Raw genomic sequence first — 13,924 nt, forward strand, 5'->3', positions numbered from 1 at the left:
GCCGCGACCCCCAGAGCGATTTGCGCCAACTCAGCGAACTCATCACCAGCGTGACCCCGCAGGTCACGCAAACCCTGGGGGAGGGCCGGGCGATGGGCGCGTATTCGCTGGGCCAGGGGTTCCTCAATTCATCCTCCAGCACGCGCTTTGACGAGTTGTTGCAGCAGTTGGAAAAGCTCCAGGCCGAATACGGCTTGAAGTTGCAGGACGCGTTGGGTTCCAGCAAGACCGCGCACGCCGCGCTCGACAGTTTGGCCAAGGCCAGCAACGCCAGTCTCAAGCAAGGCAGCGAGCTGTTTGAAGAACAGGTGGTGATGGCCGAGACCCTCGACGCGCCCTGGCAGGCGTTCTACGACAATGTCACCCAACTGATGGCCCAGACGTATCAATTGGATGAAGCAACCCTGAGCTTCATCGGCCAGCAACTGGAGCAGCGCCTGGCACAGAACCGCACACACATGGTGGTGCTGGTGTCGGCCCTCAGCGCGGTGTTCCTGCTGATCTTTTACTTGTATGCAGGTTTCTACGCCTCCACGCGTACCACGCTGCGGCGTTTGGGGGCGATGATGGACAAGGTCGCCGCCGGTGATATGACCGTCACTTTTGTCGCCCACAGCCGCGATGAATTGGGCGACCTGGGCCAGGTGTTCAACGGCACCGTGGCAAAAATCCATGACTTGATCGAGCGCGTCGGTCACACCGTCAGCCAGGTTGAACTGCAGGCCGGCCAGGTGGAAGCGGTCTCGGCGCAGAGCAACCAGGCGGTCTCCGGCCAGCGCACTCAGATCGAGCAGGTCGCAACGGCCATGAACCAGATGTCGTCTACTGCCCAGGAAGTCGCGCGCAGTGCGGCGGCGGCGGTCAGCAGTGCCCACAGTGTCAATGATGAAACTGTCAGCGGCCGTGGCCTGGTGCAATCCCAGCAGGGCAGCATCGCCCGGCTGGCCTCGGAGATCGATGAGTCGGTGCGGGTCATCAACCAGCTGGCCACCGACAGCCAGTCGATCAGCAGCGTGTTGGAAGTGATCAAGAGCATCGCCGAGCAAACCAACCTGCTCGCGCTCAATGCTGCCATCGAGGCGGCGCGGGCGGGTGAGCAGGGGCGCGGGTTTGCGGTGGTGGCCGATGAGGTGCGCACGTTGGCCCGGCGCACCCAGCATTCCACCGAAGAAATCGAGCAGATGATCAGTCGTTTGCACAGCGGGGTGGCAGCCGCGGTGAAGGCCATGGGCACCAGCCATGAAATGGCGAATGGCACGGTAGGGCAGTCGGAAAAAGTCCAGCAGGCCCTGGAAAACATCCTCGGGGCCGTAGGCATGATCGTCGATCAGAACCAGCAGATTGCCGCCGCGGTGGAGCAGCAGACCGCCGTCGCCCAGGATATCGACCAGAACATCGTCGAAATCAATCGTGCCGGCGAGCATGCAGCCGAGGGCGCACATCAGACCGAAGCGGCGAGCCGGCAGCTGTCGATGCAGGTGATCGAATTGAAGCAACTGATCGGGGCGTTTCGTGTGTAAGGCGCAAGAGTAGGAATTGTCTACTTATGACGTAGTTCTTGTCTTGATTCGCCGCTCGCTCTTCTGTGGCTGTGTGAATGGGTGAGAATTTGTTTCACACACTCAAGGTACTGGGGAGCACGGCGATGGCCACGGCAATCGGCATCAAAGGGCACTGCGCCCATTGCGACATCACGTTTGAGCTCAAGCCTTGGCAGTTGAATGCCATCGCCATCGAAGAGCCCTTCGATTGCCCGTATTGTCATCGGGTGTTGCAGCTGAGCTGTCCGCGGCAACTGCGTCAGTTCAAGGCGCTTGACCACTGGGCGCTGGTGCACCCGAGCATGGCGGTCCTGACGTGTGTGGTGCTGATTGTGGCACTGGTGGCGGAGTGGGTGGGGTTGATCAGTGTGATCGGCCAGCTCAACGTGTCATTGGTGGTGCTGCTGGTGCACTTCCTGGCATTGCGTTATGCCCGTTCGCGGCAGCGGATCACCCTGGACCTGCAAGCGGTCATGCCGGCACTACCAGTTGAACACCTCGCACGCATTGCGTGTGCTCGCCTCAGCCAGCAATAGGGGCGTGGTCCCCATGCGCGCGGCCAGGTCGGTGCAGATCGCCGGCAAATGCTGCGGGCTATTGCGTTGGCCAGGGTACATGGCGGGCGCCATGTCCGGTGAGTCGGTTTCCAGCACCACCGCGTCCAACGGCAATTGCGCCAGTACCTTGTGCATACGCAAGGCCTGGGGCCAGGTGGCGGCGCCGCCCAGTCCCAGTTTGAAGCCGAGCTTGATGTACTCGCGGGCTTCTTCCCGGCTACCGGCAAAGGCATGGATGATGCCGCCCCGTGGCAGGCGGATGCGCTTGAGAGTGGCGATCACCGCCGCGTGACTGCGGCGTACGTGCAGCAATGCCGGCAGTTGGCAGTCCACGGCGAGCTTGAGCTGGGATTCAAACAGGTGTTGCTGGCGTTCGCGGTCCAGGGTTTCGAGGAAATAATCCAGGCCGATCTCGCCCACGGCGCACAGTTGCCGATGGCCCTGCAGGCGGGTCAGCCAGTCGCCCAGCTCGGTCAGGTCGGCAGGTCGATGATCATCGAGGTACACCGGGTGCAGGCCGAAGGCGGCGAACAGGCTTTCGTCTGCTTGCACCAGGTCCCACAGCCGCTGCCAATTCTGCTGATACACGCCCAACACCACCATGCGCCGAACGCCCAGCGCGCGGCTGTGGGCGAGGACTTCGCGGCGATCGCTGTCGAAGTCCGGGAAGTCCAGGTGGGTGTGGGTGTCGATCAGCTCCACGCTCACGCCTCGTGAATACGCTGCTTGAACGTGCGGCCGATGGCGTGCACGCCGGGTTGGTACTGCTCGTCTTCGATGGCGGCCAGGGCCAGGCGCAGGGCGGTGTCGGCGATCAGTTGATGCTGCTGGGCCATGGCGTTGACCGGCAACGGCAGGAAGTCCAGCAGTTGGGTGTCACCAAAGGTGCCGAGGCTCAGGGGCCGCGACTTCAACGGGAAGTCATGCAGAGCATCGAACACGCCTTGCAGCAGCACGTAGGACGTGGTCACCAGCGCGTCAGGCAAATGCCCCAGGCGTTGCAGTAATTGCTCCATCAGTTGTCGGCCACAGTCACGGCTGAAGGCTTCGCCGTGTTCGACCAATACCTCGCCCTTGAAGCCTTGCAACGCCTCATGGAAGCCTGCCGCGCGCTCCTGGCTGATGCTCAGCTCGGGACGCGCGCCGATCAGCACGATCTGCTTGGGCAGCGGTTGCAGCAGGCTGCTGGTCAATTGCTGGCAGGCCTGGCGGTCGTCGCTGACCACCGAGCAGAACTGCCCGGGCTCCATTACCCGGTCGATGGCGATCACCGGCAAGCCCTTGGCTTGCAACTCGCGGTAACTGTCATCGCTGGCGGGCAGGCAGCTGGCGACGAACAGCGCGTCACAACGGCGCGCGCGGAACAGCTGCAGCAGTTGGCGCTCGCTGTCGGCCTCGTCATCGGAACTGGCGATCAGCAACTGATAGCCACGTGCCCGTGCACCTTGCTCCAGCAGCTTGGCGATGCGCGCGTAACTGGGGTTTTCCAGATCCGGCAGGATAAACCCCAAGGTGCGCGTGTGCCGGCTGCGCAGCCCGGCGGCCTGGGGGTTGGGGGTGAAGCCATGGGCTTCGACCACGGCACGCACCCGTTCGACGGTGGCGTTGCTGATCCGTTGCTGTTCAGCCTTGCCATTGATGACATAGCTGGCGGTGGTCACGGACACACCGGCGAGACGCGCGATATCACTGAGTTTCAAACCGGGATTTCCTTGTTTTTTGGAGCTTGCCCCGACATTTTGTCCAATCGTAACCGATTACGGCACGCGACCAATGTCTCAGCGCAAGTGCCGAGTGGTCCTTCAAGGATGCGCAATTAACGCGTAATCTGCCATAAATTCTAGATTAAACGTTTCAGCCAGCGTATTTTTACGACGTTCGCGACTGAGTACCTACTGCCAATTGACTGCTCAGTCAGTTATCCCGAAACGCCCTTACACTGTTTTATTCAAAACAATACCTAGTGCGGCCCCCGCACTAACTAGGAGAACGGCATGCTTGAGCTCACTGTAGAGCAGATTTCCATGGGCCAGACGGCTGTGGATAAATCTGCCGCCCTGCACCTGCTCGCTGACAAACTGGTGGCTGACGGCCTGGTCGCCGAGGGGTATCTCAGTGGCTTGCAAGCCCGTGAAGCCCAAGGCTCGACCTTTCTCGGCCAAGGTATTGCCATCCCCCACGGCACCCCCGAAACCCGCGACCAGGTGTTCTCCACCGGCGTGCGCCTGCTGCAGTTCCCCGAAGGGGTGGACTGGGGCGACGGCCAGATCGTCTACCTGGCGATCGGCATTGCGGCCAAGTCCGATGAACACCTGCGCCTGTTGCAACTGCTTACCCGTGCCCTCGGTGAAACCGACCTGGGCCAGGCGCTGCGGCGTGCCGGTAGTGCCGAAGCGCTGCTGAAACTGTTGCAGGGTGCGCCACAGGAGCTGGCGCTGGACGCGCAGATGATCAGCCTGGGCGTGTCCGCCGATGATTTTGAAGAGCTGGTATGGCGCGGCGCCCGCCTGTTGCGTCAGGCCGATTGTGTGAGCAACGGTTTCGCCGCCGTCTTGCAACAGGTCGATGCGCTGCCCCTGGGCGATGGCCTGTGGTGGTTGCACAGCGAGCAGACCGTCAAGCGCCCGGGCCTGGCGTTTGTCACCCCGGACAAACCCATGCGCTACCTTGGCCAGCCGCTCAACGGCCTGTTCTGCCTGGCCAGCCTGGGCGAAGCGCACCAGGCCCTGCTGGAACGCCTGTGTGCATTGCTGATCGAAGGGCGCGGCCAGGAGTTGGGCCGCGCCACCAGCAGCCGCGCGGTGCTCGAAGTGTTGGGTGGCGAACTGCCGCCGGACTGGCCCAGCGTGCGCGTCACCCTCGCCAATGCCCATGGCCTGCACGCGCGGCCGGCGAAAATCCTCGCGCAGTTGGCGAAAAGTTTCGACGGCGATATCCGCCTGCGCATTGTCGACGGCCCGGTAGGCGCTGTGTCGGTAAAGAGCCTGAGCAAGTTGCTCAGCCTCGGCGCCCGACGTGGCCAGGTGCTGGAGTTTGTCGCTGAACCGGCGATTGCCGGTGATGCGCTGCCCGCGCTGTTGGCTGCCGTTGAAGCCGGCCTCGGCGAAGAAGTCGAGCCGCTGCCGACCGTGAGCGCCCAGCCTGCCACTCCGGATAGCGCACCGGTGCTCAGCGCACCGCTGGCCGGCAGCCAGCTCCAGGCCATCGCCGCCGCCCCCGGCATCGCGATTGGCCCGGCGCATGTCCAGGTTCAACAGGTGTTCGACTACCCGCTGCGCGGCGAGTCCTCGGCCATCGAGCGCCAGCGCCTGCAGGCCGCATTGACCGAGGTGCGCGGTGATATCCAGGGCCTGATCGAACGCAGCCAGGCCAAGGCCATCCGCGAAATTTTCATCACCCACCAGGAAATGCTCGACGACCCGGAACTCACCGACGAAGTCGACACCCGCCTCAAGCAAGGCGAAAGCGCCGAAGCGGCTTGGATGAGCGTGATCGAAGCCGCCGCCAGACAGCAGGAGTCGTTGCAGGACGCCTTGCTCGCCGAGCGCGCGGCCGATTTGCGCGACATCGGTCGCCGTGTGCTGGCGCAACTGTGCGGCGTCGAAACCGCCCAGGAGCCGAGCGAACCCTACATCCTGGTGATGGACGAAGTGGGCCCCTCGGACGTCGCACGGCTGGACCCGGCGCGCGTCGCCGGCATCCTCACCGCGCGTGGCGGTGCCACGGCCCACAGCGCCATCGTCGCCCGCGCCCTGGGGATTCCCGCGCTGGTGGGCGCCGGTCCGACGGTGTTGCTGCTGGCTGCCGGCACCGCGTTGTTGCTGGATGCGCAGCGCGGCCGCCTGCATGTCGACCCCGATGCCGCCACCCTGCAACGGGCCACCGTCGAGCGCGATACCCGCGAACAACGCCTGCAAGCCGCCTCGGCCCAGCGTCATGAGCCGGCCCTGACCCGTGACGGCCACGCGGTGGAAGTGTTCGCCAATATCGGCGAAAGCGCCGGTGTGGCCAGCGCGGTGGAGCAGGGCGCCGAAGGCATTGGCTTGCTGCGCACCGAACTGATTTTCATGGCCCATCCGCAAGCGCCGGATGAAGCCACCCAGGAAGCCGAATACCGCCGCGTGCTCGACGGCCTGGGCGGTCGCCCGCTGGTGGTGCGCACCCTCGATGTGGGCGGCGACAAACCGCTGCCGTATTGGCCGATCGCCGAGGAAGAAAACCCCTTCCTGGGCGTGCGCGGCATTCGCCTGACCTTGCAACGTCCGCAGATCATGGAGGCGCAATTGCGCGCGCTGCTGCGCTCGGCGGACAACCGCCCGTTGCGCATCATGTTCCCCATGGTCGGCAGCGTGGATGAATGGCGCGCGGCCCGCGACATGACCGAGCGCCTGCGCCTGGAAATCCCGGTGGCCGACCTGCAACTGGGGATCATGATCGAGGTGCCATCTGCGGCATTGCTCGCGCCGGTGCTGGCCAAGGAAGTGGATTTCTTCAGCGTCGGCACCAATGACCTGACCCAGTACACCCTGGCCATCGACCGTGGCCACCCGACCCTGTCGGCCCAGGCCGACGGCCTGCATCCGGCCGTGCTGCAACTGATCGACATCACCGTGCGCGCCGCCCATGCCCAGGGCAAATGGGTGGGCGTGTGCGGTGAGCTGGCGGCAGACCCGCTGGCAGTGCCGGTGCTGGTCGGCCTGGGGGTGGATGAGCTGAGCGTGTCGGCCCGCAGCATTCCTGAGGTGAAGGCGCGCGTGCGTGAATTCAGTCTGAGCGAGGCCCAGGGCCTGGCGCAAAAAGCACTCGCGGTGGGCTCGCCCGCCGAAGTGCGTGCCCTTGTGGAGGCCGTGTAGATGGCAATGATTCTGACCCTGACGCTGAACCCGGCGTTGGACCTGACGGTACGCCTGGGGCGCCTGGAGCCGGGTGAAGTCAACCGCAGCGAAACCCTGCTGACCCACGCGGCCGGCAAGGGCGTGAATGTGGCGCAGGTGCTGGCCGACCTCGGCCATCAGGTGAGCGTGGGCGGCTTTCTCGGTGCGGCCAACCCCGAGGCGTTCGAGGCGCTGATCGCCAGCCGAGGGTTTGGCGACGCGTTCATTCGCGTGCCGGGCGAAACCCGCAGCAATATCAAGATTGCCGAACAGGACGGTCGGGTCACCGACATCAACGCGCCGGGGCCGCTGGTGAGCGAGCAGGCACAACACGCCTTGCTCAAGCTGCTCGCGGTGATCGGCCCTGAGTTCGATGCCGTGGTGGTGGCTGGCAGCTTGCCGCGCGGCGTCAGTGCGCAGTGGTTCCAGGGCTTGCTGGCGCAACTCAAGGACCTGGGTTTGAAAGTCGCCCTGGACACCAGCGGCGAGGCCCTGCGCGCCGGTCTGAAGGCCAGCCCATGGCTGGTCAAGCCCAATACCGAGGAGCTGGCCGATGCCCTGGGGCATTCCACTGACGTCATCCACCAACTGCATCAGCAAGGCGTGGAACACGTGGTCGTCTCCGACGGCGCCGCAGGCGTGACCTGGTACAGCCCGCAGGGAGCCCTGCATGCCACGCCGCCCAAGGTGACGGTCGCCAGTACGGTCGGCGCCGGTGACTCGCTGCTGGCCGGGATGCTTCACGGTCTGCTCAGTGGCGATACACCGGAGCACACCCTGCGCCGCGCGACGGCGATTGCCGCGATGGCGGTGACGCAGATCGGTTTCGGCATCAGCGATGACGCGCAGTTGGCGCACCTGCAAAACGGCGTCGACGTCTGCACGCTGACAGAACAATAAGAGGGATTGTGATGAAGTTAGCCATTGTTACTGCCTGCCCGAACGGCATGGTCACCAGTGTGCTGTGCGCCCGCTTGTTGGACGCAGCCGCGCAGCGTCAAGGCTGGAGCACCAGCGTCGAAGTGGTCGACGTGCAACGTCCGGAACGCCAGCTGTCCCAGGCGACGCTCGACGCGGCCGAATGGGTATTGCTGGTCAGCAGCACCGCGGTGGACATGCAGCGGTTTGTCGGCAAGCGCGTGTTCCAGAGCACCCCGGCCCAGGCGCTGGCGGATGTCGAGGCGGTCTTGCGCCGCGGTGCGCAAGAGGCGCAGGTGTATGTCGCGACGGCCCCCGTCGCCGCGAAAAACGTTCCGCGCATTGTTGCCGTCACGGCTTGCCCCACCGGCGTGGCCCACACCTTCATGGCTGCCGAGGCCTTGCAGCAAACGGCCAAGCGCCTGGGGTATGACTTGCAGGTCGAGACCCAAGGCTCAGTCGGCGCCCGCACGCCGTTGAGCCCGCAGGCCATCGCCGACGCCGATGTGGTGTTGCTGGCGGCCGACATTGAAGTCGCCACCGAGCGCTTCGCCGGCAAGAAAATTTACCGCTGTGGCACCGGTATTGCGCTCAAGCAGTCCGAAGCGACCCTCAACAAGGCCCTGGCCGAAGGTGCGGTGGAAAGTGCGGCCGGCGGTGCGGCGACCAAGAAGCCGGAAAAAACCGGCGTCTACAAACACCTGCTCACTGGCGTGTCGTTCATGTTGCCGATGGTGGTGGCGGGCGGCTTGCTGATCGCCTTGTCATTCGTGTTCGGCATCCACGCATTCGAACAGGAAGGCACCTTGGCGGCGGCGCTGAAAACCGTCGGCGACCGCGCTTTCATGCTGATGGTGCCGTTGCTGGCGGGCTATATTGCCTACTCGATTGCCGACCGTCCGGGCATTGCGCCCGGCATGATCGGCGGCCTGCTCGCGGGGACGCTGGGCGCCGGGTTTATCGGCGGGATCTTCGCCGGTTTCCTCGCCGGCTATTGCGTCAAGCTGATCACCCGCGCGGTGAAGTTGCCGCAAAGCCTGGAAGCGCTCAAGCCGATCCTGATCATCCCGTTGCTCGCTAGCCTGTTCACCGGCCTGGCGATGATCTACCTGGTCGGCCCACCGGTGGCGCGCATGCTCACCGGGCTGACGGATTTTCTCAGTACCATGGGCACCACCAATGCGGTGCTGCTGGGCATCCTGCTGGGCGGCATGATGTGCGTGGATCTCGGCGGGCCGATCAACAAGGCCGCGTATGCGTTTTCCGTCGGCCTGTTGGCCGCGCAGAGTGGCGCACCGATGGCCGCGACCATGGCCGCCGGCATGGTGCCGCCGATCGGCATGGGCATCGCCACGTTCCTGGCGCGGCGCAAGTTCGCCCAGACCGAACGCGAGGCCGGCAAGGCCGCGATGATCCTGGGCCTGTGCTTTATCTCCGAAGGTGCGATCCCGTTTGCCGCCAAGGACCCTCTGCGCGTGATCCCGGCCAGCATCGCCGGCGGCGCGTTGACCGGCGCGCTGTCGATGTACTTCGGCTGCAAACTGGCGGCGCCCCATGGCGGCCTGTTTGTGCTGGTGATCCCGAATGCGATGAACCATGCGTTGCTGTACTTGCTGGCGATTGTCGCGGGTAGCCTGCTGACCGGGTTGGTGTACGCGCTGATCAAGCGCCCGGAAGCGGTGGAGCTGGCCGTCGCCCCTGCCTGACCCTGTAGGGGCCGGCTTGCCGGCGCCTACACTGGGGTGTCATCTGGCTTTCATCCCGGCGTGGTTAAGTTGCCCTTTTGATACTCAAGAGGGCACCTGCATGAGCCACTTCGACCTCGGCCGTCGCCGCGTGATGCAAGCCGTCGGCGCCGGCCTGTTGCTGCCGGGCCTGGCCCCGGCGGTGATCGCTTCGGTGAAAGATCGCCCGCAACTCACCGATGGCGTGCAGTCCGGCGACCTGCTGGGCGATTGCGCGATGATCTGGAGCCGCAGCGACCGCCCGGCGAAGATGGTGGTGGAGTGGGACACCCGCAGCGTGTTCAGCAACCCGCGCAAATTCGTCTCGCCGCTGGCCGACAGCCGCACCGACTTTACCGCCCGCGTCGAACTCACCGGGCTCCCCGTCGACCAGGCGATCTTCTATCGCGTGCACTTCGAAGACGCCCAGACCGGCGTGGCCAGCGAGCCCTGGTTCGGCCACCTGCGCAGTGTGCCGCAACAGCGCCGTGACATCCGCTTTGTGTGGAGCGGCGACACCGTTGGCCAAGGCTTTGGCATCAACCCGGACATCGGCGGCATGCGCATCTACGAAGCCATGCGCCTGCGCCTGCCGGATTTTTTTATCCACAGCGGCGACACCATCTACGCTGACGGCCCGGTGCCCGCGCAACTGGCCACCGAAGGCGGGCGCATCTGGCGCAATATCACCACCGAGGCCAAGAGCAAAGTCGCCGAAACCCTGGATGAATATCGCGGCAATTACCGCTACAACCTGCTGGATGAAAACGTGCGCCGCTTCAATGCCGAAGTGCCGCAGATCTGGCAGTGGGACGACCATGAAGTGGTGAACAACTGGTCGCCGAGCAAGCAACTCGACGAGCGCTACCAGACCAAGGACATCAACACCCTGGTCGGCCGCGCACGTCAGGCCTGGCTGGAATATTCGCCGATGCGCCGGCAAAGCGCCGACGGTGGCGGGCGCATTTATCGCAAGCTCAGCTATGGGCCGCTACTGGATGTGTTCGTGCTCGACATGCGCAGCTATCGCGGCCCCAACGACGACAACCTGGGCGCGGAAAAGCCCTTCCTCGGCCGCGAGCAACTGGACTGGCTCAAGCGCGAACTCAAGGCTTCCCAGGCGCAGTGGAAGGTCATCGCCGCCGACATGCCCATCGGCCTCGGCGTGCCCGACGGCGAAGTCAGCCCCGGCGTGCCGCGTTGGGAAGCCATCGCCAACAATGACCCGGGCCCGGCCCAGGGCCGCGAGCTGGAAATCGCCGAGCTGCTTGGGTTCCTGCGTGCACAGCAGGTGCGCAACCATGTCTGGCTGACGGCAGACGTGCATTATTGCGCGGCGCATCACTATCACCCGGATCGCGCGGCGTTCCAGGATTTCGAGCCGTTCTGGGAGTTTGTCGCCGGGCCGTTGAATGCGGGGAGCTTCGGGCCTAATCCGCTGGACAAGACCTTTGGCCCCGAAGTGGTGTTCGAGAAGGCCCCACCGGCGCAGAACACGTCGCCGTTTGCGGGTTTCCAGTTTTTTGGCGAGGTGCAGATCGATGGGCAGACTGCGGAGTTGACCGTGATCCTGCGTGACCTGGATGGCGTCTCGGTATTCGAGCAAAAGCTGCAACCCGCCTGATTGGCCTGCGCTCAACACTGTGGGAGCAGGCAAGCCAGCGCCCACAGTTGATCATCAGTAGACGTCGCGGCGATAGCGGCCTTGTTCGATCAAGCGCTCCACCGCGTCACTGCCGAGTATGTCCACCAACGCCTGATCCACCCCGGTCGCCATCCCCTGCAGGCTCCCGCACACATAAATCGCCGCGCCTTCTGCCAGCCACCTGCGCAGTACCTCGGCCGATTCACGCAGGCGATCCTGCACGTAGATTTTTTCCTCCTGGTCGCGTGAAAACGCCAGGTCCAGCAACGCCAGGTCACCGCTGGCCAGCCAGCCTTGCAGCTCGTCCTGGCACAGGAAGTCATGCTTGATATTGCGTTCGCCGAACAACAGCCAGTTGCGCTGCTGGCCATCGGCAATGCGCGCCTTGAGCAAACTGCGCAGGCCAGCCAGGCCCGTGCCATTGCCCAGCAGGATCAACGGCACGGGCGCGTCCGGCAGGTGGAAGCCACTGTTGCGGCGCAGGCGCAGGCTGATTGCGGCACCGATGGCCGCATGCTCGGTGAGCCAACCCGAGCCGACGCCCAGGCCGCCATCCGGGTGGCGCTCCTGGCGCACGATGAGTTCCAGCACGCCGTCGCTGGCGATCGAGGCGATGGAGTATTCGCGCATGCCCAGCGGCGCCAGTGCATTCACCAGTGCCTGGGCATGCAGGCCCACCAGGTGCGCGCGGTTGTCCGGCAATTGGCGTGTGGCCAGGGCCTGGTTGAGGGTTTGCGCCAGGCCGTCGATCAGTACGCCGTCGCTGCCGGCCAGGCCCAGTCCTTCGAGGAAGTGCTCGATGGCCCATGGGCAGTTGCGCGGCAGGACTTCGACCAGGTCGCCGGCCTCCCAGCGCTGTGGCGACGTGCTGGTGAGGCCGAGCAGGTAGACATCCGAGCCGCTGCTGTCGCGGTTGAGCAGGGTGCGCTGGCTCAGCGTCCAGTTTTCGTACTGGGCGGTCGGCCAGGCGGCGGCCGGTGCGTGCCCTGTCAGCTGTCCCAGTTGTTGTTGCCAATTGAGCAGCGCGGCGCTGTCGCCGCTGTCCACTTCGACCGGGGCGAACAATGGGTTGCCGCCCTGGTTGGTCAGCCAGAAATGCAGGCGGCGGGCAAAGCCGCAGAAGTGTTCGTACTGTCGGTCACCCAGGGCCAATACCGAGTAGTTCAGGCCCTTGAGGGACATGTCCTGGCCGAGCACGCTGCGCTCGAAACCCCGCGCGCTGTCGGGCGCTTCGCCGTCACCGAAGGTGCTGACTACAAACAACGCATTCTGCGACTGGCGCAGGTCGTCCTGGCTGACACTGCCCAAGGGCTGCACCTTCACCGGCAAGCCGGCAGCCTGCAATTGCCCGGCCGTCTGCCAGGCCAACTGCTCGGCAAAGCCGCTCTGGCTGGCAAAGCCGATCAACCAGGCCGGGGCATCACTGTGGTTGGCGCCGAAGCCTTTGCGTGCATCGCGCACCTGGCGTTTTTTACGCCGGCGGTCCAGGTACAGCAGCCAACCGGTGATGAAGAACAGCGGCATCAGCAGCGAGCTGACGGTGAGGATGATGCGCCCCGCTAGGCCGAAATAACTGCCGGTGTGCAGCGCGTAAATACTGGTCAGCAGCTGCGACTTGAGGCTCTTGCTCGCGTACTGGTCGTGGGATTTGACCTCGCCGGTGGCCGGGTCCAGGTTGATCTGGTTCAGCGCACGGTCATGGGGCGAGTCTTTCAACAGGTAGTAGACGGTGGCCGGCTGCCCCGCGACGGCGGGCATGCGGATGTTGTAGGCGCTGAGCCCGGGACCGGCATTGCTGTAGATGCTGCTCCAGATCGCGTCATAGTTGGCCACCGGCAAAGGGCCTTCGGGCGCCGGGCCACGTTTGCGCACTCGCTCATTTTGCGGGGCATCGGACAGCAGCTTGGTCAGGCCCTGGCTGTACCAGTCGTAGGACCACGACAGGCCGGTCAGCGCCGACAACAGGTAGGCCAGCAGGCACCAGGTGCCGAACACCGAATGCAGGTCCCAGTTGAAACTGCGGCCTTTTTTGCGCCAGTCCAGAGTCAGCCAGGCACGCCAGCTTGCCACCTGGCGTGGCCAGCGCAGGTACAGGCCGGAGAGGCAGAAGAACACCAGGATCAGCGTGCACGCACCGGTAATCTGCCGACCGGTTTCACCCATGACCAGGAAGCGGTGCAGTTGCAGGATAAAGCCGAAGACATCCTGGCCGACAGCGTCGCCCATATAGTCACCGGTGTAGGGATCGAAGTAGCGCATCTGGCCACGGCGCTCGCCGGGCGGCGGGGTGAAGAACACGCGCGCGGCGTTGCCGCTTTCGCCTTCGACCCACAGCATCGACACGGTCTTGCCTTCGGTGGCTTCGAGCTTGCGTACCAATTCGGCGGGCGGCAGTACCCCGGCCTCGCGTTTTTGCACGCTGAGCACCGTCGGGTTGAGCGCCCGCAGTATTTCATCCTGAAACGAGACCGCAGCCCCGGTGATCCCCATCAAGGCCAGCACCAGCCCGGCAGTGATGCCGAAGAACCAGTGCAACTGGAACAGGGTTTTCTTCAACACGTCGGACCGCCTCGCTCATCTGTCTGTAAATGCCACGGCGCGCATTATGCCGTGGGTTGTCGAGAAACATTCTGTTTTACACGCAAAAGCCCCACGCATCCGATGC

General features: G+C 64.5%; 8 protein-coding genes and 2 pseudogenes. 7 read left to right on the forward strand and 3 right to left on the reverse strand.

The window, feature by feature from the left end; all coding sequences use genetic code 11:
* Positions 1 to 458: 458 nt before the first annotated feature.
* From AC07OJ_RS23405 to AC07OJ_RS23415, 3 genes and pseudogenes are all read left to right on the forward strand, one after another.
* A pseudogene (locus tag AC07OJ_RS23405) lies at positions 459 to 662 on the forward strand (HAMP domain-containing protein); the annotation flags it as partial.
* Positions 663 to 1,001: 339 nt separating this feature from the next.
* A pseudogene (locus AC07OJ_RS23410) lies at positions 1,002 to 1,520 on the forward strand (methyl-accepting chemotaxis protein); the annotation flags it as partial.
* Positions 1,521 to 1,645: 125 nt separating this feature from the next.
* Positions 1,646 to 2,077: a hypothetical protein gene (locus AC07OJ_RS23415; protein WP_065900596.1), complete on the forward strand. Its 432-nt coding sequence runs from the start codon at positions 1,646 to 1,648 to the stop codon at positions 2,075 to 2,077.
* Here AC07OJ_RS23415 and AC07OJ_RS23420 read toward each other — a convergent pair.
* Entirely contained in the window at positions 2,024 to 2,800 is a 777-nt protein-coding gene (locus AC07OJ_RS23420) for a TatD family hydrolase (protein ID WP_495095292.1), read from the reverse strand. The two genes, AC07OJ_RS23415 and AC07OJ_RS23420, sit on opposite strands and share 54 nt — an antisense overlap.
* Positions 2,801 to 2,802: 2 nt before the next feature.
* Complete coding sequence (gene cra, locus AC07OJ_RS23425; RefSeq protein ID WP_065900599.1) at positions 2,803 to 3,798, reverse strand: catabolite repressor/activator; 996 nt, start codon at positions 3,796 to 3,798, stop codon at positions 2,803 to 2,805.
* A 294-nt stretch (positions 3,799 to 4,092) separates the two neighbouring features.
* Here cra and ptsP point away from each other — a divergent pair, with 294 nt between their 5' ends.
* The 4 genes from ptsP to AC07OJ_RS23445 all read left to right on the forward strand — a co-directional run bounded on the left by ptsP (position 4,093) and on the right by AC07OJ_RS23445 (position 11,238).
* Complete coding sequence (gene ptsP, locus AC07OJ_RS23430) at positions 4,093 to 6,951, forward strand: phosphoenolpyruvate--protein phosphotransferase (protein WP_495095293.1); 2,859 nt, start codon at positions 4,093 to 4,095, stop codon at positions 6,949 to 6,951.
* Positions 6,952 to 7,872 carry a 1-phosphofructokinase gene (gene pfkB, locus AC07OJ_RS23435; RefSeq protein ID WP_495095294.1) on the forward strand — a complete coding sequence of 307 codons (921 nt, stop codon included), beginning with the start codon at positions 6,952 to 6,954 and terminating at the stop codon, positions 7,870 to 7,872. It begins immediately after the preceding gene.
* A gap of 11 nt (positions 7,873 to 7,883) precedes the next feature.
* Complete coding sequence (locus tag AC07OJ_RS23440) at positions 7,884 to 9,596, forward strand: PTS fructose-like transporter subunit IIB (protein ID WP_213550598.1); 1,713 nt, start codon at positions 7,884 to 7,886, stop codon at positions 9,594 to 9,596.
* Positions 9,597 to 9,696: 100 nt separating this feature from the next.
* Entirely contained in the window at positions 9,697 to 11,238 is a 1,542-nt protein-coding gene (locus tag AC07OJ_RS23445; RefSeq protein WP_495095295.1) for an alkaline phosphatase D family protein, read from the forward strand.
* A gap of 54 nt (positions 11,239 to 11,292) precedes the next feature.
* On the opposite strand, the gene AC07OJ_RS23450 is transcribed toward AC07OJ_RS23445, so the two are convergent.
* Positions 11,293 to 13,818: a PepSY domain-containing protein gene (locus tag AC07OJ_RS23450; RefSeq protein WP_495095296.1), complete on the reverse strand. Its 2,526-nt coding sequence runs from the start codon at positions 13,816 to 13,818 to the stop codon at positions 11,293 to 11,295.
* Between the last annotated feature and the right edge of the window lie 106 nt (positions 13,819 to 13,924).

This window comes from Pseudomonas sp. GW821-FHT09C08 (assembly GCF_059418125.1).